The organism is Pantoea sp. AS142, from assembly GCF_037152305.1.
Taxonomy (GTDB): domain Bacteria; phylum Pseudomonadota; class Gammaproteobacteria; order Enterobacterales; family Enterobacteriaceae; genus Pantoea.
Genome location: NZ_JBBCMO010000003.1, coordinates 1 through 21,029, shown reverse-complemented (window position 1 = coordinate 21,029; position 21,029 = coordinate 1). Strand labels below are relative to the sequence as shown.

The 21,029-nt window shown below is 52.0% G+C and carries 12 protein-coding genes and 1 pseudogene; 7 read left to right on the top strand and 6 right to left on the bottom strand.

The window, feature by feature from the left end; genetic code table 11:
• Both tssB and WFO64_RS08055 read right to left on the bottom strand, forming a co-directional pair.
• Window positions 1–499 (bottom strand): annotated as a pseudogene (gene tssB / locus WFO64_RS08060) (type VI secretion system contractile sheath small subunit).
• A gap of 700 nt (window positions 500–1,199) precedes the next feature.
• Window positions 1,200–1,676, bottom strand: coding sequence for a GNAT family N-acetyltransferase (locus tag WFO64_RS08055; RefSeq protein ID WP_337010556.1), 477 nt, complete (start codon window positions 1,674–1,676; stop codon window positions 1,200–1,202).
• A gap of 465 nt (window positions 1,677–2,141) precedes the next feature.
• Here WFO64_RS08055 and WFO64_RS08050 point away from each other — a divergent pair, with 465 nt between their 5' ends.
• From WFO64_RS08050 to WFO64_RS08030, 6 genes are all read left to right on the top strand, one after another.
• On the top strand, window positions 2,142–2,942 hold the full coding sequence (locus tag WFO64_RS08050; RefSeq protein ID WP_337010554.1) for an SDR family oxidoreductase: 801 nt from the start codon (window positions 2,142–2,144) through the stop codon (window positions 2,940–2,942).
• Window positions 2,943–3,175: 233 nt separating this feature from the next.
• Complete coding sequence (locus tag WFO64_RS08045; protein ID WP_337010552.1) at window positions 3,176–3,652, top strand: glutathione peroxidase; 477 nt, start codon at window positions 3,176–3,178, stop codon at window positions 3,650–3,652.
• A gap of 325 nt (window positions 3,653–3,977) precedes the next feature.
• Window positions 3,978–5,504 (top strand): sensor domain-containing diguanylate cyclase, encoded by a 1,527-nt coding sequence (locus WFO64_RS08040; protein ID WP_337010551.1) that lies wholly within the window; start codon window positions 3,978–3,980, stop codon window positions 5,502–5,504.
• 314 nt (window positions 5,505–5,818) lie between these two features.
• Window positions 5,819–5,980 carry a YnfU family zinc-binding protein gene (locus tag WFO64_RS22540; RefSeq protein WP_442956136.1) on the top strand — a complete coding sequence of 54 codons (162 nt, stop codon included), beginning with the start codon at window positions 5,819–5,821 and terminating at the stop codon, window positions 5,978–5,980.
• Window positions 5,981–6,634: 654 nt separating this feature from the next.
• Window positions 6,635–6,793, top strand: a complete 159-nt coding sequence (locus WFO64_RS08035) for a YnfU family zinc-binding protein (RefSeq protein WP_337010549.1) — start codon at window positions 6,635–6,637, stop codon at window positions 6,791–6,793.
• A gap of 157 nt (window positions 6,794–6,950) precedes the next feature.
• Complete coding sequence (locus WFO64_RS08030) at window positions 6,951–15,533, top strand: GH36-type glycosyl hydrolase domain-containing protein (protein WP_337010547.1); 8,583 nt, start codon at window positions 6,951–6,953, stop codon at window positions 15,531–15,533.
• On the opposite strand, the gene WFO64_RS08025 is transcribed toward WFO64_RS08030, so the two are convergent.
• From WFO64_RS08025 to WFO64_RS08015, 3 genes are all read right to left on the bottom strand, one after another.
• Window positions 15,520–15,780 (bottom strand): hypothetical protein, encoded by a 261-nt coding sequence (locus WFO64_RS08025; RefSeq protein ID WP_337010545.1) that lies wholly within the window; start codon window positions 15,778–15,780, stop codon window positions 15,520–15,522. The two genes, WFO64_RS08030 and WFO64_RS08025, sit on opposite strands and share 14 nt — an antisense overlap.
• A 1,041-nt stretch (window positions 15,781–16,821) precedes the next feature.
• Window positions 16,822–17,136, bottom strand: a complete 315-nt coding sequence (locus WFO64_RS08020; RefSeq protein ID WP_337010543.1) for a hypothetical protein — start codon at window positions 17,134–17,136, stop codon at window positions 16,822–16,824.
• A 186-nt stretch (window positions 17,137–17,322) separates the two neighbouring features.
• A complete protein-coding gene (locus WFO64_RS08015) occupies window positions 17,323–18,393 on the bottom strand; it encodes a LacI family DNA-binding transcriptional regulator (protein WP_337010541.1) in 1,071 nt (356 codons plus the stop codon).
• 264 nt (window positions 18,394–18,657) lie between these two features.
• On the opposite strand from WFO64_RS08015, the gene WFO64_RS08010 reads away from it, so the two are divergent.
• Complete coding sequence (locus WFO64_RS08010) at window positions 18,658–19,920, top strand: maltoporin (RefSeq protein ID WP_337010539.1); 1,263 nt, start codon at window positions 18,658–18,660, stop codon at window positions 19,918–19,920.
• 82 nt (window positions 19,921–20,002) lie between these two features.
• On the opposite strand, the gene WFO64_RS08005 is transcribed toward WFO64_RS08010, so the two are convergent.
• The gene (locus WFO64_RS08005; RefSeq protein ID WP_337010537.1) at window positions 20,003–20,326 is read right to left on the bottom strand and encodes a glucose PTS transporter subunit EIIB; all 324 of its coding nucleotides are present in this window, start codon (window positions 20,324–20,326) and stop codon (window positions 20,003–20,005) included.
• Window positions 20,327–21,029 lie beyond the last annotated feature (703 nt).

Sequence of the window (21,029 nt, the reverse complement as noted above, 5' to 3'; positions counted from 1 at the left end):
TTATGACTGTTTAGGTGCCAGGGCTGAAAGTTCGGCTCTGAGTTCTGCGTTTAAGGCTGAGTCGAACAGAATTTTTTCACGCTATTTTCGGAACGCCTGGTTATCTGGCAGACTGGCCTTTAAATCACGAAGTAAATAGCGCATGGAAAGCATGGCCTTCAGCTGAGATATTCGCCGGGAGGTCTGCTCCGGGGAGAAATCATTCATGCTCTGGAAAGTCAGACTGATGTTGTCTTCACGGCCGTCACCGGTAAGTGTGTTTTAACGGTATGATTGACCTTAGGAGAATATTCGGAACGCACTGAGTCAAAGTCATTATTATTCAGATTTACTTTTATGCGCTCAGACAGTGGTGCAGACTCATGACCATTACTGAAATCGCCCGCCACCCGTAATTTCAGGGGGAGAGCGGTTTTCTTACTCGCGCCATCCGTATGCAAATCAAATTTTAATTAATACGCGCCTTGGGTATTTCGGACTGAAAAGAAGAATTAGACATGGCTGCCCCTGCCCTATGGAGTAATATAAATAATCAATGCCAGTGAGATATTAATAAGAAAGGCTTACCCTGCCAAAACAATGCCCGGGCTCACATCATCCGACGATGAATAAAAAATCGACGTTAAAAGCGGACACAATTCCTTCACTCGCCTATCGACATTATATTTATCAGTGTTTGTCTGAAATAAAAATGTTCGGATAAAACCCCATTCCCGGCGTCCAAAAACGTACTTTGCCGGATCGTAAATGAAAGAACGTAACAAATTTTACGTTTAAAATTTTCAATACTATATTTCATCATAATGATTTTTAATGATTTTATTGATCGGTCAATCCAGACATTGCGGGATAAGGGTGTTCAGCAAGTCATCAATTTAATTAGAGATTAAATGTGTAAGAATCCCCATCAATCACGTGAAATCTCTCATTTTTATTTTTCTCAAAAATGAGAGGCTGGACATGAATGAGCATGAGAAAAACTGACGACACATCCGAGTTTGCACAATCTCCTTATCAGCAGTGTATCCGTATCGCTGTATTCCTCAACCAGAAGACCTTAATTGGCAAGCATTACGTGAGGGCCATATTGACGGTTATTTATCGGTAAGAACCACACGCCATGGCAGCAGTCTGGCTACTGGGTGCCAGGCCAGGCCAGGCCAGGCGTGATGTTAATTCTGCTAATGGGCATAGCGAACTTATCCTCGATAAATATCATTTCCGTCTGTCAATATTTTCGCAAAACATACCGCCTCTTCGCGATTTACATAAGGCTCATAATTTTCTATTCGTTTGTAACCCTTTTTCTGATAAAAATTTATAGCCTTATGGTTGACATATCGGGTTTCAAGCCAGATTTGGCTGTATCCCATATCCAAAGCGGATTTTTCCAGAAAAGTGAGCAAAGCATTACCAATACCGGGACAGCTACGATCGGAAAACATCCTTTTGAGTTCGGCTATATTTTCTGTTATCGGTCTGATAGCTGCGCATCCTATCGCCTCACACTGATTATTCATCGCAACTACCCATAGCGATCTCTCATTATTTATAGAGTCCATTGTGAAGTTGCTTTTGCCATTGTCACCCGTAATTGACGCAAGCTCTGCTGATAGTTTTGCTACCAATAGCAGAGACTCAGGTGAACAGGGATCTGCTTTTTCTATTTTTATCATGCTTATTTCCTTTTTTCATAACAACCACAAGGATTGAAGGTGATGATGCTAAATGCATTTCCCCCAGATGGGATGCTGAGTACCTGGTGTGACGGTGTTTCAGGTCGCAACGATACCAGTAATGTTTCAGTCTCGCCCTGTGACGTATCGTTCTGATTAGGGTTTCCATCGCGTGCGGATCACTTTATAAGCTCTTATCCCGGTAACCGCACCACCTCCACAACCCTTTGCCAATGATTTTCCGGTACTCACCCTCCGCAAATACCGCGACCCATTAGAAGGACGGATAACACCGTCTTTCGCATCTATAATTCAGTGACTCAGGGCCCTATGCGCATCCTGATAGCTAAGTCGTCAGGCTATGGATGCCTGAATGTCTTGATGTCAGCGATTCATCAATATTCAATCCCTGGAGAATCCCGGCCGGGTTAATGAAGCTTATCATTTACACAATAAGGAAAACTTATGATCTTTTCCCTGAAAAACCAGGTTGCGCTGGTTACCGGCGCCAGTTCCGGCCTTGGCTATGCCTGCGCAGAAGCACTGTCTAAAGAAGGTGCCTGTGTCGTCGTTAACTATCACAGCCAGGCAAAACCGGCTGAAGCGTTGGTTGAAAAAGTCCGGGCAGATGGAGGCCGTGCGATCGCCGTTAAAGGAGACGTATCGAAAGAGGCGGACGTAGAAGATCTTTTTAACCAGACCATTGCTGAATTTGGCAGGCTGGATATCCTGGTGGCCAACTCTGGCCTTCAGAAAGATGCCCCTTCCATTGAGATGACGCTTGAAGACTGGAACACCGTTCTGGACGTGAACCTGACCGGGCAATTCCTTTGCGCACGGGCTGCATTGCGACAATTTAAACGCCAGGCGCATCGCCCGGAAATCAGCAGAGCCGCAGGTAAGATTATTCATATGAGCTCAGTTCATCAGCTAATCCCCTGGGCCGGACACGTCAACTATGCAGCGTCTAAAGGCGGCGTTGACATGCTGATGAAATCGCTTGCTCAGGAAGTGGGTGAAGCGCGTATTCGAGTCAATGCCGTCGCACCCGGCGCCATTGCCACTGCCATCAACGAGGAGAGTACGCAGGGTGAGGCTGGCAAACAACTGCTGAAGCTCATTCCTTATGGCCGCATCGGCGCGGCTGAAGACGTAGCGAATGCTGTGGTCTGGCTGGCCAGTGACCTGTCTGACTATGTTCATGGCACCACGCTCTTTATCGATGGTGGAATGAGCCTTTATCCTGGTTTTCGCGATAATGGCTGAATAATAGATCGTTGTCTGAATGTCAAATCCATGCAAATTCTTTAACCCGGCGTAAAGAATGATTTTGCTCATTGGCCCGCTGGATGAAGCGTGTGTACCAGCCCAGAGATATCAATTTTCCTGCATTCTGGCAGGACTGAGTGCCTGCTCTACATGCCCCAATATATGCCTGTGCCGTTTCGCGCGGTGTGGCAATGTTAACGTAAACCGGGTACCGCTCTGAGGATTGCAACATGATGCCTTTTTATCAACTCACTGCCACCCGTTTGCAGGGCCAGCTCATCCCTATGGCTGACTACGCAGGCAAGGTGGTTCTGGTGGTTAATACTGCCAGCCATTGTGGATTTACACCACAGTACGCAGGCCTTGAAGGTCTCTACAAAAAATATGGTGCCCGGGGGCTGGTTGTGCTGGGTTTTCCCTGCAACCAGTTCGGTAAGCAGGAGCCCGGCAACACCGATGACATCGCGCAGACATGTCACATCAACTATGGCGTGAGCTTCCCGATGTTTGGGAAGGTTGAGGTCAACGGCGCTGACACGCACCCGGTCTTTCAATACCTAAAAAACGCGCTGCCCGGCGTGCTGGGTGGGCGTATCAAGTGGAACTTTACTAAGTTCCTGATCGGACGCGACGGTAAGCCGCTCAGGCGTTTTGCACCGATGACTCCCCCGGAAAAAATGGAAGCTGCAATCCTGGCTGCCCTTTAATGTGAGGTGCAGTTTTAATCTGAATTCTTCATCTGTTTATTAATTACTGACGAGCTCTTTACAACGTTTACTGGCGCTTAGCAGCGTTTGAGATTCACAGAGACCTGTTATAAGCCAGCAGCAGAAAGCATTGTTTATGCCCCATCCTCAGATGGAGCAAAGAAATATGCCTGGCAAGGCAATACGTTGTCTTTGGGATGTTAAAGGCAAAGATTAACCCGCGCATCCTGGCAGGCCCACTTGTGATTACCTTATTCATAAATTATGTTTCAGTATCGGTTTGTGTCGGAATTTAAACATTGTGAATAAAGAAACTGACGGCCTCATGACCCCTTCTATCCAGAATTCCCTTGGCCGGACCATGGCTTTTTTCCTGCTGATGACCGTACTTGCCGTCGTGGGCGTTAATATATGGACGCTGTGGAGTTCCTGGCTGCACAATGAACAGGTACGTGAGGATGATGCCCGTAACCTCTCGGTTTCGCTGGCAAAACAGGCCCAAGACGCCTTTCTTCAGGTGGATATTACGCTGGCTGACGCGGTCAGGCAGCTTAGCCTTAACGGGCTTAACTATGCGGCAACGCCCGCCTTTACCCGGCAACTGAAAGAGCAGCAGGGGAAACTTCAACAGCTGCATGGACTGTTTATTTATGACGCGCAGGGTAAATGGGTTGCCACGTCGGGTCATTCGATGCCTGCAAAAGGGAACAATGCCGACAGAGAGTATTTTATCTGGCATCGGACACACACCGATACCGGCGTTCATATCGGTCGCGTTATCCGAAGCCGCTCTACGGGCGACCTGGTCATTCCCGTATCGGTGCGCCTGAACGATAAGGCGGGCCATTTTGCCGGCATTGCGCTGGCAACGGTAATGGTTGACTACTTCCGGCAGTTCTACAGCTACTATACGCTGGGTGAGCGAGACGTCCTGGCGCTGATACTGGCTGACACTTCAGTATTGTATATCCGCCCTCTGCCGGAAACGGCCATCAACCGCAGCCTTTCCTCCAGCCCGCTGTTCACAACGGTCCTGAAAACGTCTGTCAGCGGCAGCGCCACGTGGCGCTCAGCACTGGATGGCGTTGAGCGGGTATATGGCTACGCCCGTCTTGAGCAATATCCCCTAATTGTCACGGCGGGATATGACCGTGATGCGATCCGTACGGAGTGGCTCTCATCCAACGCTGCCGACGTTGTGCTGAACCTGGTATTGCTTATGTTAATTACCGGCATGGGTATGTTTGTGCTCAGGCAGGTAAAGGCTAATGTCAGAAACCAGCTTGAACTGACGCAGGTAAGGGATGAACTGACCACCATCAACCATACGCTGCAATATCTGGCGCTGATTGACGGGCTGACCGGGTTGGCGAATCGCCGTCAGTTTGACGCTATGCTGGAACAGGCCCTGCAGCACTCGTGCAAGTCAGGCAACCCAGTCTCCCTCATCATGTTTGATATTGATTTTTTCAAGCTTTACAACGATACGTACGGACACGTGGGTGGCGATGCGTGCCTGCAAAAGGTGGGCACCATTCTGAAAGGGATCATTCACCGGCCGGGCGACGTAGTGGCACGCTACGGCGGCGAGGAGTTTGCCATTATTTTGCCCTTTACTGACAAAGCCGATGCCGAAAAAGTGGCCCGACGCGCGGTGAAAGCGGTTATGAACGCGGGGATACCTCATGAAAGCGCCAGGCTTTCTCAAAGTGTAATCACCCTAAGCGCCGGTTACAGCACGCTAATTTCTAACGGTCAGGCGGATCAGGCTGAGCGTCTTAAGAAGCAGGCTGACAGAGCACTATACGAGGCGAAACGCAACGGCCGCAACCGTGTTCATGGCATAAGTTAAGCTGGTTTGCCGGATGGGGGACATGCTGACCGGCATTGGGGATGGGCGTTTCAACGGATTGTTGCAGGGCTTTCATTGTTGCTGCCCCTTAACGCACACATTATTGTCGGCAACTCTGCTTCTCATTCATGACAAACATCGGCTTAGTATGCAGTCCGCTCTGTGCCTGAAGTGGACATTGCTGATATTACTGTGCGGGAATCGGTTATCTGTCGGGCTGAGATTTAACCACAAGCCCATAAACGTTTATTAGTTGTATAAAAAATAACCAGAGGTGGTAGAGTAGATCTCATTCTTTTTTAAGGCCAAACATAATGTCCTTCTTCAATCGAATTATGGACCAAATTACCGAAATAACGTCTTCCTCTATCTGTCCGGTATGTCGAAAAGAGTCGCAGCAGTCGATAAAAAAAATAGGCAAAAAGCAAACCTTGCTCTGCCCACACTGTAAATCAATGTTTATAAAACCTGACTGATTAACTTCATGACAGGTAAAGAAAATTTCGTGAACTCTTAACACTAGCGAACCCGATTAACCCGCCGCCCGATGGCGGCGTGTTGTGATGACAAAGGTCACAAAACCCGTCAGGCGTGAACTGATTGCGCTTAAGGCTGGCGACTGGAGCTCCAGCCTCTGAGACGATCGTGATGATGGTAATTTATGACGGGCAACGGCATCTGTTAGCCGCGGACCGCTTTTCGAAATAAACCAGAACATTAGTATTTTTATTTCCGCTGGCTGATTTCGCCACTCAATTTTAAAATTGATAGGTTTAACCCTCGCGGGTGAGAGGAATAAGGTGGTCATGCAAAAGCATCGCGTCTGGCCATGTTCGTTTAATGCGACTGAGGTTAACCAGGCAAACATTCTCAATGCGGGTGCCTTCACGATGACGAACGCTGATTTTCATCCCTGAGCTGTTCTGTCAGTGCATGTCTGGTTTGTGTCAGTAGCGAACGTTTTCAACACCCGTTGGCGTTAATCAATGGGAGAGAAGACTAACGCCTTCAGAACAGTTAATTATTCCCAGCAGGCCACCGTCTGGCCAGTAACAATAAAATAAAACAGATCGACTAAAATTTAATCATTAATGATAGTATGAGTTTTATTCCTCGAAAGGTTAATCACCATGTCTCTTCTCAGTTACGCAAGGAAGCTCATGAGTGGTACGTCCAGGATCGTCTGTCCTGCCTGTGGTTTAACTTCAGACCAGCCTGCCTCAAAAGTGCGGCTGAAACAGGCGATGCTTTGTCCGGGGTGTAAAGCCCTGTTTATCTCACCATGCTAGCTCCCGACTTGGGTGACTAACGATCTTCAATATCCTGCAGTGAATACCTGGACCAGCAGCTGATAAATCCCTGATGCCTGATGCACATCCTGAGAGAACGTTTCTGAACTGATTTTTCAACTGCTTCTGCGCGTTAATGTCGCACTAGAGCAACACTATGAAAATGAATCCCATGGCATGGTTTCGCCCTTCCCGTATCCCGGCAACAGCGCCCGGATACGCCGATTTTTCGTCCAGCGATAACACGGGTGAAAGCATTCCCCGTCCAGATCTGTTCTCAACGCCTCAGCTTGAGCGCTACGGCCAAAAACTGGCGCATACGCACAAACTGTCCGCGGAAAAAATGCCGTACTACCTGCTCAAACGCCTCAGTGACAACGAAGCCGTAATTACCCAAAACTGTTACGCGCTTAACGAGGGTAAAAAGTCGAGCATCATGCCTGCAGGCGAGTGGCTGCTGGACAACTACTATCTGATTGAGGAGCAAATACGCAATGTCCGTCAGCATTTGCCGCCCAGCTTTGGTAAGGGTCTTCCCTCACTCACCTCGCCGCACCTTTGTCCGCGTATCTATGATATTGCCACGGAGGCCGTGGTGCATGGTGACGGGCGCTGGGATATCGCCAGCCTGACCAGCTATATTACCGCCTACCAGCAGGTGACGCCGCTGATGTTAGGAGAAGTCTGGGCTTTACCCGGCATGCTGCGCCTGGCGCTGATTGAAAATCTCCGCCGGGTTAGTATTGAGGTGGTTCAGGCTCAGCAAGAACGCAGCCTTGCTGATATGTGGGTAACTCGGATGACCGAATGCGCGGAAAAGGCGCCAGCCGACTTAATCATGGTCATTGCTGACATGGCGCGTGCTCGCCCGCCATTGAGCAGTGCCTTTGTCGCTGAACTGGTTCGTCGTTTGCACGGACATGGAAATGCGCTGGCGCTACCCCTTAGCTGGGTTGAGCAACGGCTTGCCGAACAAAGCCTCACTACCCAGGCGCTGATACATCGGTTTAACCAGCAGCTTGCGGCCAGTCAGCTCTCTGTCAGCAACAGTATTGCTGGTTTACGCTTGATCAATGAAACCAACTGGGCCGATTTCGCCGAGAGCATTAGTGTGGTGGAGCAGACGTTACGTCAGGATCCCGCAGGCATTTACTCCCGCATGCATTTTGATACCCGCGATCATTATCGCCATGTGATTGAGATTCTGGCCCGGGGGAGTCAATTCAGTGAGCCGGAAGTGGCAAACCGCCTACTGGCGCTGTCGGGCAAAACAGAACCCGGCATGCCGCAATACCATATTGGTTACTATCTGATGGGCGAAGGACGACCTCAGCTGGAACGTCATCTGTCAGTCAATACCTCTGGCCTCAAACGTTTGCGGCACAATTTCAACAGATTTCCCCTGTTGTCCTGGTTGGGGAGCATGAGCCTGTTGACCACGGCGATGACGGCCGCAATCTTATTTAAAACAGCGGGTCCGGGAATGGCCTGGTGGTTGATACCGCTGGCCTTACCCCTGATTATTGCGGTGAGTCAGTTGGTAAGCGATGTGCTGAGTGAAGCGACGACCCGTTTTCGCGTTCCCCGGCCGCTGCCGAGAATGGATTTTTCCGGCGGAATTCCGGTTACGTCTTCGACCCTGGTTGCCATCCCTTGCATGCTGACGAGCCGGGAAACGTTTGACAGTCTCCTCACCCGTCTTGAAGTGTGCTGGCTTGGAAATCAGGATGATAATCTCTGTTTTGCGCTGGTTACTGATTTCGCTGACTCGACAACTGAAAATACAGAAGAACAATCCGCGCTGTTAAGTCAGGCGATGTCAGACATACAAACGCTTAACAGGCGCTACCCTTGCTGCCGTCAGCGTTTTTATTTGCTACATCGTTCGCCCGAGTGGAACGCTTCACAGAAGATCTGGATGGGTTATGAACGCAAGCGGGGCAAACTGGCGTTGCTGAACAGCTGGCTACGCCAGCCTGACACACAATTTTCCAGCGTTGCGGACTTGCCCGCGAACCGCTTACCTGGGACCATCAGGTATGTCATCACGCTGGATAGTGACACCCTCCTGCCACGTGATACGGCGCATAAACTGGTGGCAACGATGGCGCACCCACTGAACAAGCCAGAGTATGATCCGGTTCGTCAGAGAGTCGTCAAAGGCTACGGTATTCTACAACCGGGACTGGCAGAGGAAATGCCCCGGGACGGCCAGGGCAGATATGCTGCAATGCGCAGCAGCGTACCGGGTAATAACCCTTATTCGATGATGTCTTCTGATATCTATCAGGATCTTTTTGAAGAAGGCTCCTTTGTTGGGAAAGGCATTTATGACCTTGATATCTTTGCGCAGGCCACCTCCAACACCTGCCCGGACAATCTGGTTCTCAGCCACGATCTCCTTGAAGGATGTTATGCCCGTTCCGGGCTGCTGAGCGAGGTCTTACTTTACGAGCAGTACCCGAACAATTATTTGTCCGATGTTGCACGCCGCACGCGCTGGATCCGTGGCGACTGGCAACTGCTTAACTGGCTTAAACTCCGTGTCAGAAAGGCGGATGGCAAACAGGATAGAAACCCATTGTCCGCGCTGTCCCGGTGGAAGCTGTTTGATAATCTGCGCCGCAGTCTGGTCGCGCCCTCTTTACTGGTGCTGCTTTTTTGCGGACTGCTGTGGGTGCCCAATCCGTTCTACTGGTCAGGCGTCCTGACCCTGATCTGGCTGCTGCCTGCCGCGTTATGCATCATTCTTGATCTTGTCAAAAAGCCGTTTCGTCGTCCCCTGAAGCCGCACCTGGTGCTTGTCATGGCCGGAGCGTTGAAGCGTATTTCCCGTGTTGGGCTCAATTTTGTCTTACTGCCGCATGAAGCGGGCTATTCGCTGTACGCAATCGCAGTGACACTCTGGCGCCTTGGCATTAGCCAGCGCAATCTGACAGAGTGGTCCAGCCACACGCCAGATAGCCTCATCCCCTTTTCTGTTTTTCGTTTTTATCGGGCTATGTGGATGAATGTGGTTTGTGGGGTGGCAATCATGGTGCTTACCCTGGTTTTTGCGCCACAATGGCTGACAATCGCCCTGCTCATCGGCCTGTCGTGGTGCCTCGCGCCGCTGCTGCTGAGTTGGCTGAGCCGCCCGCCTGCGCGTAAAACTTTCCTGCCCGCGCCGGAGCAAAAACAACTTTTGCGTCAGACCAGCCGGGAAATCTGGGCTTTTTTTGAGACATTTGCGACGGCAAAAGAAAACTGGCTTCCTCCCGACAATTATCAGGAAATCCCGGAGCCAAAAATTGCACATCGTACTTCTCCCACCAACATCGGGCTTTCCCTGCTGGCTAACCTTACGGCCTGGGATTTTGGCTACCTTCCTGGCGGGGAGGCATTGCAGCGCATCACACAGACGCTTGACTCGCTGGATAAGATGGAGCACTACCGGGGACATTTGTATAACTGGTATGACACCCGCACGCTGGCTCCGCTCAGCCCGCGTTATGTTTCCAGTGTCGATAGCGGCAATATGGCCGGTCATTTACTGACGCTGCGTGAAGGACTGACAGCTATGCGCCGTCAGCCGGTCTTAAACTCTGAGCTTATCGTGGAGGGGCTGAACGATACCCTGAGTGTGCTGGAGAAATACTGGCGTCCTCACGCCCCAGCCAGTCTGCGACTGCTGCGCATACAGTGTTTAAGCGCAGCAGCATTACCGTCCGGCCAGCTGTTCAGTGAACTAAGAAAAATGCAGGCGCATTGCACCGATCTGACTCAACGGAGTCATCAGGAGAGCAATATCATTGAGCGCTGGACGGCGCATCTGGTCACTCAACTGCAGCAACTTTGCGATGAATGGTCAACGCTGCTTGGGTGGTTACCCGCGACGTATCATGCACAGTCATTGCCAGCGCTGAGTGAGCTGGCCCGCGCGATAACCATTGATGGAGTGCCCGTTCCGGCTGCCGTGATAACGCAGGCCAGGCTACGACTGGACATTATCAGTGAACTCGAACAACGGTTAGCTGACCATGCACGAATGGATTTTGCGTTTCTTTACAACAGTGCTACCAGCATGCTGAGTGTTGGTTACAACTGTGATACCACTACGCTCGACAAAAGCCACTACGATCTTCTGCCCTCTGAAATTCGCCTGACCAGTTTTGTCGCTATTGCAACGAATCAGCTTCCGCTTAAAAGCTGGTATGCACTCGGCCGACTGTTTACCACTATAGATCGAGAAACCGCCCTGATGTCATGGAGCGGTTCAATGTTTGAATATTTGATGCCGAATCTGGTGATGCCGACATGGCACGGAAGTCTGCTGGATACGATGAGCAAATCCGCGGTAATACGGCAGATAAACTGGGGCAAAGAGCGTGGTGTGCCATGGGGTGTGTCCGAGTCTGGCTATCATGCGTTTGATGTTCAACACAATTATCAGTATCAGGCATTTGGCGTACCCGGTCTGGGTCTCCGACGCGGCCTCGCCGACGATATGGTGGTAGCCCCGTATGCCACGCTGCTGGCGCTGTTGGTTTCCCCGCAGAAAGCCTGCGAAAACCTGTCCATTCTGGAAAAGAACGGTGCGCGCGGCGAGTATGGTTTTTATGAAGCGCTTGACTATACGCCATCGCGTCTGGCAACCGGTCAGCTTTTTTTAGTGGTGCAGTCCTGGATGGCGCACCATCAGGGAATGGCCTTTCAGGCGCTGGGGCATCTGCTGCTTGATGCACCGATGGCCACGCGATTCATGTCGAGTCCTGCGTTCAGGTCGGCCAGCCTGCTATTACAGGAACGCGTACCCGATGCAGTCGATCTCTATAGTCCGCGTCGTCATTTTGAGTCCCATGAAGGAAGGGTTAAGCCGGTACGTTATGAGCCGCGGATTTTCAGCCATGTGGACAGTCCGACACCAGAAATACAATTACTCTCAAACGGACATTATCATCTGATGATAACAACCGGCGGTGGAAGTTACAGTCGCTGGAAAAACATCGCTCTCACGCGCTGGCGCAGCGATATTACGCGTGATAACTGGGGAACATTCTGCTATATCCGCGATCCGCTGACCCATGAGGTGTGGAGTAATACCTGGCAACCTATGGGTGGCAGCGCGGACATCAGCAATGATGAAATTATTTTTACCGATGCGGGCGCTGAATTCAGACGCGAGCTCGGCGCTATTAGCGTTAAAACCCAGGTTGTCGTCTCCCCGGAAGATGACATCGAACTACGTCGCGTCACTCTGGTGCACCATGGTCGGGCACCGCGAACGTTAGAGCTGACGACCTATGCCGAAGTGGTGCTGGCACCGGACGCCAGCGATCAGGCGCATCCGGCATTCAGCAACCTGTTTATCCAGACGGAGACAGTTCCCGCGCGTGATGCCATCCTGTGCCACCGACGTTCACGCTCGCCGGATGAACAAAGCCCGTACCTGTTTCATATGATGGTGGTACATGGCGAATGTTCCGGGAACGTATCGTTTGAAACCGACAGAGCCAAATTTCTTGGCCGCGGAAGAAATCCGGCTGATGCCCAGGCAGTCAATACGGACGGGCCGCTCAGCAATACTTTCGGCGCCGTGCTGGATCCGATACTGTCGATATGTCATGCGGTCAGGCTCCAGCCCGGACAGCCGGTCACCATTGATATCGTTTATGGCATTAGCGAAAACCGTCAGCAAAGCCTCGCGTTGATGGAAAAATATCGCGATCATCCGATCACCGATCGTGTTTTTGAACTGGCATGGTCCCACAGTCTGGTCGTATTACGGCAGATGAATGCCAGTGAAGACGACGCAACCTTATTTAACCGCCTCGCCAGCGCGGTACTTTATCCCTGTCAGGAATTACGCAGTGACGAAAAGACTATCAGTCGCAACCGGCGTGGTCAGTCTGGCTTATGGGGCTGGGGAATTTCAGGCGATTTGCCGATTGTTCTGCTCATCATCACCAGTGAAGAAAGAATCGCCTCAGTTGCCACACTGATTCAGGCGCATCGATACTGGCGGCTGAAAGGGCTGGAGGTGGATCTCGTGATTCTGAATAACAGCGCCGGCGGCTATCAGCAGGTGTTACAGACGCAGATTATGGATTTAATCTATGCGGGCTCAGAAGCCAGCCTGCTGGATAAACCCGGCGGGATTTTTGTACGTAACGGCGAGCATTTGAGCGTCGAGGATAAGCAGTTGCTGATGAGCGTAGCGTGTCTGAGTCTGGATGATCGTGCTGACGGCATCAAAGAACAACTTAACCAGCGTATTGGTGCGACGAATAAAATCGCCAGGCCATTTGTGCCGGAGATAACAACAGCTAACAATCACCATACCGACTGGATACCGAATCTGGACCCGTTACGTCATTTCAACGGCTACGGCGGATTTTCTCAGGATGGACGGGAGTATCAGATCCTCTTAAGAGAAAACGAACCGACGCCAGCGCCCTGGTCAAACGTGCTGGCAAACGAAAATTTTGGCAGCGTAATGTCTGAAGCCGGGCAGGCTTACAGCTGGTTTGAAAACGCCCATGAATACCGCTTAACGCCCTGGGAAAACGATCCGGTAAGTGACAGAAGCGGCGAAGCGTTTTACCTGCGCGATGAAGAGAACGGCGCGTGCTGGTCACCCATGACCTTGCCCGTGCGCGGGCAAGGCGACTATCTCACGCGCCATGGTTTTGGTTACAGCGTATTTGCCCACCGTGAAAACGGGGTAGACAGCGAAATGACCATATTGGTGGACGAACAGGCACCCGTTAAGCTTGCGATCCTGAAGCTCAGTAACCATTCGGGCCGCACGCGTAAATTAGCTGTTACCGGCTACGTGGAGTGGACACTCGGGGCAACACGCACGCACTCTGCCGCGCATATCATTACGCATTCGCACACCCTGGCTGGCGGTAACGCGGTAATGGCGAATAACTTTTACGGTTCTAACGGCGGTGAACGTACCGCTTTTTTCGCCGTCAATGACCCCCTGAGTACGGTAACGGGAAACCGTCGTGAATTTCTGGGACGTAATGGATCACTGCATGCGCCGGCTGCCATCAAAATGCGCAGGCTCTCAGGCCAGACAGGGGCCGGTCTGGATCCCTGTGCCGCGCTACAGTCAACAGCCACCATTATTGATGGTGACCAGAAAACCTTTGTTTTTGTCCTCGGCGTGGCAGGCAACCCGGTGCAGGCACAGGAGACGCTTGCCCATTTTCTGAATGAGGATCACGCGCGCCAGTCGCTGGACCAGGTTCATCATTTCTGGCACAAGATTCTTGATAAAATCGTGGTGCAAACACCCGATAGCTGCGTTGATTTGCTGGTGAATGGCTGGTTGTTGTACCAGACGGTAGCCTGCCGCATCATGGCACGCAGCGGGTATTACCAGTCCGGCGGTGCATTTGGTTTCCGTGACCAGTTGCAGGATACGCTGGCACTGAGCCACGTCGCACCAGAGCGACTGCGCAGCCAGATCCTGCTGTGTGCCTCACGGCAGTTTATTGAAGGGGATGTTCAGCACTGGTGGCATCCTCCGCACGGCAATGGTGTGCGCACGCGGTGTTCGGATGATTACCTGTGGCTCCCGCTCGCGGTTTGTCACTACGTGGATATAACGGGGGATATCGGGGTGCTGGAACAGCGCATTCCCTATCTCGAAGGCCGTCTGCCCAAACCCGGCGAAGAATCTGTTTACGAAACGCCGGTTATAAGCCATATCGAAGAGACGCTGTGGCAGCACTGTGTCAAAGCCGTTGAACGGGGATTACACTTCGGCCAGCATGGCCTGCCGCTGATGGGCGCTGGCGACTGGAATGATGGTATGAATCTGGTCGGCATCGAAGGCCGAGGGGAAAGCGTCTGGCTTGGCTTCTTCCTCTACGATATTTTACAGCATTTCGCGGCACTGGCTGAACAGCGCCAGGATCTACACGTGGCGGCCTTATGCCATTCAGAAGCGCTTAACTTGCAAAAAAATCTTGAATCTTCAGCCTGGGATGGTGAGTGGTACCTGCGCGGATATTTTGACGATGGCGCGCCGCTGGGATCACGAGGATCGCAGGAGTGCTGTATTGATGCAATTGCCCAAAGCTGGTCCGTTCTTTCCGGCGCGGCTGATCCTGCACGCAGTGCCGAGGCGATGCGGTCGCTGGACAACTGTCTGGTAGATAAAGATGCAGGTTTGATCAAACTGTTAACGCCCCCCTTTGATGGCCATGGTCCTGACCCGGGTTACATAAAGGGTTATCTGCCGGGCGTAAGGGAGAACGGCGGCCAGTACACGCATGGTGCAATCTGGGCTGTTATGGCATTTGCCCGTATGGGGGAAAAAACGAGGGCCTGGCAACTGTGGTCAATGATCAACCCAATAAACCATACACTGCAGCCTGACGGCGTTAACACATACAAAGCAGAGCCTTATGTCATGAGTGCGGACGTGTATAGCGTTCCTCCTCATACCGGGCGGGCGGGCTGGAGCTGGTATACCGGTTCAGCGGGCTGGGCCTATCGTCTGGTAACGGAAGAGTTGCTCGGGATAAAACGTCACGGTGAAACGCTTATTATCCATGCGCAGTTACCTGATGACTGGCCTTCGTTTAGCATGACCTATCAACACGGGCAGAGTCAGTATCGCATCACTATTTCCCGTGGTGAAAGTGAGTATCAGGTCACAGTGGATGACATTCGGTTGCCTGACGACAAAATTCTTTTAGTGGATGACGGACAAAACCACCGGGTTGAGATTATTCAGCGATAGAGTAAAGCGGTGATTGCCATAAAGCAGAGAATACGCACGAATGACACAAAGCAACTTTACGTTGCTCACAGTGTGCCAAAGCCTGGTTGTGGTGAAGCGTCCGCTCATACCAGACCTCAGCCAGTGTGCCAGTGTGCCAGTGTGCCAGTGTGCCAGTGTGCCAGTGCGCCAGTGCGCCAGTGCGCCAGTGCGCCAGTGCGCCAGTGCGACCTGCACCGTATTCGGATGAGCGGAAATATCCACTCATATTGCTGACGATGCAGGATAGATTTTCCTGTCTGCATAAAATTTCATGTTCCTGCGGCGCACGTGCCTGATGATCCGCCATCACGAAAACAGGGGGGATTAATCCAATTATCAGGCGAGCAAAATTCCCTCTCTGACCAGATCACGGCTGACACGGTGTACTTCTGGCAGAGAGTGGATGAATGAGCCACAAATCGACCCACACAGACCTGTGCGATCTGCGTTAAGTCCATCCGCGCAGGTTGTTATGCTGACATCTCGCTATCAATCATCAGGCCGGCGCCGCTAACGTCACTGCTTTCGTCCGAGGTCAGAACAGGGCCGTACAGCCGCCACGTCATCGGCATTACCCCAGCGCTTTGCCAGTATCTGTGCGTGCAGTGTCTGCCTGACATCATCGCTGGCCTGATCAAACGCTGGCGTATCAATGGGGGCCGGGGCTGAAGGTATCAACCCTGATGCCGTGAGGTGCCAGCTTGCGGTTCAATCTCCGGGCGATCGTACTGCGGCCTTGCCCGCAGAATAGGTGCCATAGCCGGGATTAGGTATTCCCCGCCCTAAAATTACCCCGCAGTGCGGAACCTCACAGGATCCCTTTGTCGCGCTGGCGAGCTGGCGAGCTGGACAAAACACCCCAGGGAAGCGGCACAGGCAATCTATGTTGATGACCGTAAGGCCAGGGAATCGATATGAGCATCCCTCACCTGTGTGTCGTCCGATTAATTAGCGGACAAACCCGAGAGGCGCGATAAAGCACCAGAAGCGCCGTGGCTCAAGGCCTTTTATGTCAACTCAGCAGACTTGACTGGGAAAACGTCATTACTGGCTATGTACATAAATACCTGTCGCAAGTGAAAGACATGGAGGTGCCTGGAACAGAAAGATTTTATGCGATAACAGGCGATTTTTGGAAGTCAGCGTCACCGGCAGCATCGCCACTAACGCTTATTTATGCATAATCAGGGCCGCCAGCGATGGCGGCCTTCTTACTCTCTGAAACGTAACAGAACACAGTCGGTAAAGGACAGGATCAGACTAAACGTTAAAAGGATACGATATGATCATCATGTGCGGCAGAAAGTACCGGCAGATTCTCTGCTGGCTCCTGCATCTTCACCCGTAAGGCCGCGTTACTGGCATCAAGGAAAACGGTTCTCAGATGCCGGTTACAGATGAACCATATTTCATCGCGGTCATTTGAAAGAATGTAATAAGCATCTGACGTTTCGGAGGGGTTAAAACAGCCCAGCGCACGATAAGCCGTCTGCATAGTGAAGCCACTGGAAAGCGGCAGCGGCCTGGGGCCATGCGCTAACTCTTCAACCCTGAGGTATAGCCCCTGTTCAAGCCACAGCATAGTGTCACTCCCTGAAGGTAGAGAAATCGGACTAAACGTGTCGGTTGCGTAACAACGATTCAGAACATCAGCTCACAGAATGCCCTTTCATCATCGGCTAATTTCACCGACATTCTGAATAGTTATCCTGATCTGAGCATAGCAGCAGTAGATTCTTACGTTTTTAAATATTCACCTGGGCCAGGGCTACTCCAGGCGACTGGCGATCAACCGCAACTGTTCTGCAATCTGCTTCAAATCGCGCTGATGCTGCCCGGCGATGCCAGTCGAGCTTCGCAACACCAGCTTTGCCGGCAGGATTGAAGAGGAGCGCTGCTCATCCTGCTCGCTGGCCAGCAGCAGACGCGCGACCGCTTCTTTGCCCTGTAAATCAAGATCGAGCGATACCGTGGTCAGCGCCGGCTGGAAGAAGGCACTTTCATAGGTGTCATCGTAGCCAATTACCGAAATTTGCCCCGGCACCGCCACACCGCGCTGGTGCAGTGCGCTCAACACACCCAGCGCCATCTGATCGTTGCCTACCAGCAGGGCGCTGAACTCCGGCGCTTCACGCAGCAGTTGCAGCACGCCGTTATAACCACTTTGGGCATCCCAGTTACCGTGGCTGATGCTGACCGGTTTAAGCCGATAGCTTTCCAGCGTATCCAGCCAGCTCTTTAACCGCAGGTTGGCGGAAACCGACTGCTCAGGCCCGGCCAGCAGGGCAAATTCCCGATGCCCCTGCTCATAAAGATATTTCACGCTGGCACGGGTGCCATCAGCCGGATTAAACGAAACGTTAAACACTGCGCTATAGGGATCGACATCAAGAAAAAGACAGAGAATATCGTTGTTCTCCTGTACGACCTGCTCAGCATCCCGGCTCTCCAGCGGGACGTTGATAATCACCTTATCGACCCGCTGCGACTTCAGTTCATTAATACAATCCTGCAGACTTTGATTGACGTTCTCATCGATCATGGCAATCAGTACCTGGTAGTCAGCTGCATTGGCATAACGTTTAACCGCAGCAGCCACCTGTGAGGGCGCATGCAAGGCCAGCGATGTCGTCACCAGACCCAGCGTCGTACTCTGCTTACCCACCAGCTGCTGTGCCAGTCTGTTGGGCACGTAGCGCAGGGTCTCAATAGCCTGTTCTACCTTGCGCCGCGTTGATTCTGAGACGTTTGCTGACTTATTCAAAACCCGCGAAACCGTCTGATACGACACCCCAGCATGACGGGCGACATCCTCTAAGGTGGCATTTTTTGATTTCATAATTCGCATCCCTGATTACCGATGAGCGAATGGTACCACAGCCGCTGTGTCACCAGGTTATCGCCGTCACATTGCACAAATAAAAATAAAAAGTAATACCTTCACACAATAATATTTGGTGATCGGATTCACTAATCGTTACAAATACCGCCATTTTATTTGCAGTACATCACACATTATCGCGATTTTATTTGTCACGCCTCTGACAAAAAGCGTTTACTTCCGCTGTCATGTGAACGTATTACAAATAAAATTGAGGATAACATGGAAACAAGGTTACGTACTGCTGCTGTGGCGCTTGCTGCGGCCCTGACCTCCCCGACGCTCTATGCCGCCATCGACAATATTGATTTCCATGGCTATCTGCGTGGTGGCGTGGGTGTATCGCAGGATGGCGGTATTGAAGAGTATCAGAAGAACAAGATAGGCCGTCTCGGCAACGAAGCCGACACCTACGGCGAGATTGAGCTGGGCAGCGAGGTCTATAAAAAGGATGACGTTAGTTTCTACGTCGACACCATGGTCAGTATGTTCTCCGACGGGTCTAACGATAATGAAACCACCTTCGGCGACGATGCACAGTTTGGCTTGCGTCAGCTAAATCTGCAGATCAAAGGGCTGGTACCGGGTGACAAGGATGCCGTGATCTGGGGCGGTAAACGTTACTACCAGCGTCACGACCTGCACATTATTGATACCAAATACTGGAACATCTCCGGCTCGGGTGCCGGTATTGAGAACTACACGCTGGGCCCTGGCGCTATCTCATTTGCCTGGATCCGTGGCGATGCCAATGACGTGGATTACCGGGTCGATGGCGATAACGACGTCAATATTAACTACCTCGATCTCCGTTATGCCGGCTGGAAACCCTGGAATGGTGCCTGGACCGAATTCGGTGTGGATTACGCTATGCCGAACACCACCAAAAAGCAGGAAGCGTATGGTGGTCTTTATGACGCTGAAAACGGCGTAATGCTGACCAGTGAGATCAGTCAGGATATCTGGGGCGGCTATCAGAAACTGGTCCTGCAGTACGCCAATAAAGGTTTGGCACAAAACATGATTTCGCAGGGCGGCGGCTGGTATGACATGTGGAACGATACCCGCAATGCCACCGGCTATCGCATAATCAACACCGGTTTGCTGCCAGTTACCGACAAGTTTTCACTGAATCAAGTCTTTACCTGGGGTTCAGCTGATGACGTCACCGCGCAGACCAGCAAAAGCACCCTGCTGTCGCTGGTGGGTCGGGGTCAGTATCAATTCACACAGTATGTCCGCGGCATCGGCGAAGTCGGCAGCTTCTGGCAGAAAGATGAAAACAAAGTCGGCAGTGACTACAAGCAGGCGGGTCAGAAATATACGCTGGCGCTGGGTCTGGCAGCGGGTCCCGAATTTATGTCACGCCCGGAACTGCGTCTGTTTGCCTCTTACCTGAATGACTCAGAAGATGGACACAGCTTCAAAGACAACACCAGTAACAACACCTGGAACTTCGGCGTACAGGTCGAAGCCTGGTGGTGACCCGTCGCGGCCCTCATTGTGATCATTGTTAAGCGCTTATGCAGGGGCTTATTTGGATAACCGGTGACGGTTATCCATTTTTTTACTCCTGCTGAAGCGGCTTAAAGAATCGGGCTTCCAGCAACTGACGCAGTTGGTCGGATTGCGTACCAAAGATCGCATGAACTTCCTGCCCCAGAATCACCACGCCAATCGCCCCCGCCTTCTGTAATCCTGCCGTATCCACCGCCCTCAGCGACGTCACCTTCACCCGCAGCCGGGTTAAACAGGCGTCCACCTGCTGAATATTGTCACGCCCGCCAAAGCACTCTACAAGACGCTCCAGCAGCGCACTGTCTATCTCAACCTCTTCCGCCGTCAGCGGCTGCCGACTGAAATATTGCTTAAACGATTTCAGACTCACCATGTTGTTCTCCTCCAGATAATAAAAAGGCGGGCTGCTGCCCGCCACTCACGACTGATAAACGAAAACGAGGGGGACTGGCTCCTGAGCATTCACAGAAAATAGACTCGTCCTGCCCTCAAACCCTATTCCCCCGCCACAAAGTCCGCATTTAAAACCGCGCCAGAACGTCCCACAGGCCACTCTCAAACTCAAAGCGATGGGGGACATATGCCTGGAGCAAAGCATCACGGGCCAGGGATGGCCCGTGCTGAGCCGGCAGGGATGCCGTCTTTTGCGTCTTTGCGGAAGGCATATGCCCCCTGAGCCTGCGCTCATCCTGCCAGCAACTTCAACCTAACCTGCTCTATGCCATCAGTTCCAGGCACTCACCCAACCCACAGGCCACTCCCAAACTCAAAGCGATGGGGACATATGCCTGGAGCAAAGCATCACGGGCCAGGGATGGCCCGTGCTGAGCCGGCAGGGATGCCATCTTTTGCGTCTTTGCGGAAGGCATATGCCCCCTGAGCCTGCGCTCATCCTGCCAGCAACTTCAACCTAACCTGCTCTATGCCATCAGTTCCAGGCGCTCACCCAACCCACAGGCCACTCCCAAACTCAAAGCGATGGGGGACATATGCCTGGAGCAAAGCATCACGGGCCAGGGATGGCCCGTGCTGAGCCGGCAGGGATGCCGTCTTTTGCGTCTTTGCGGAAGGCATAT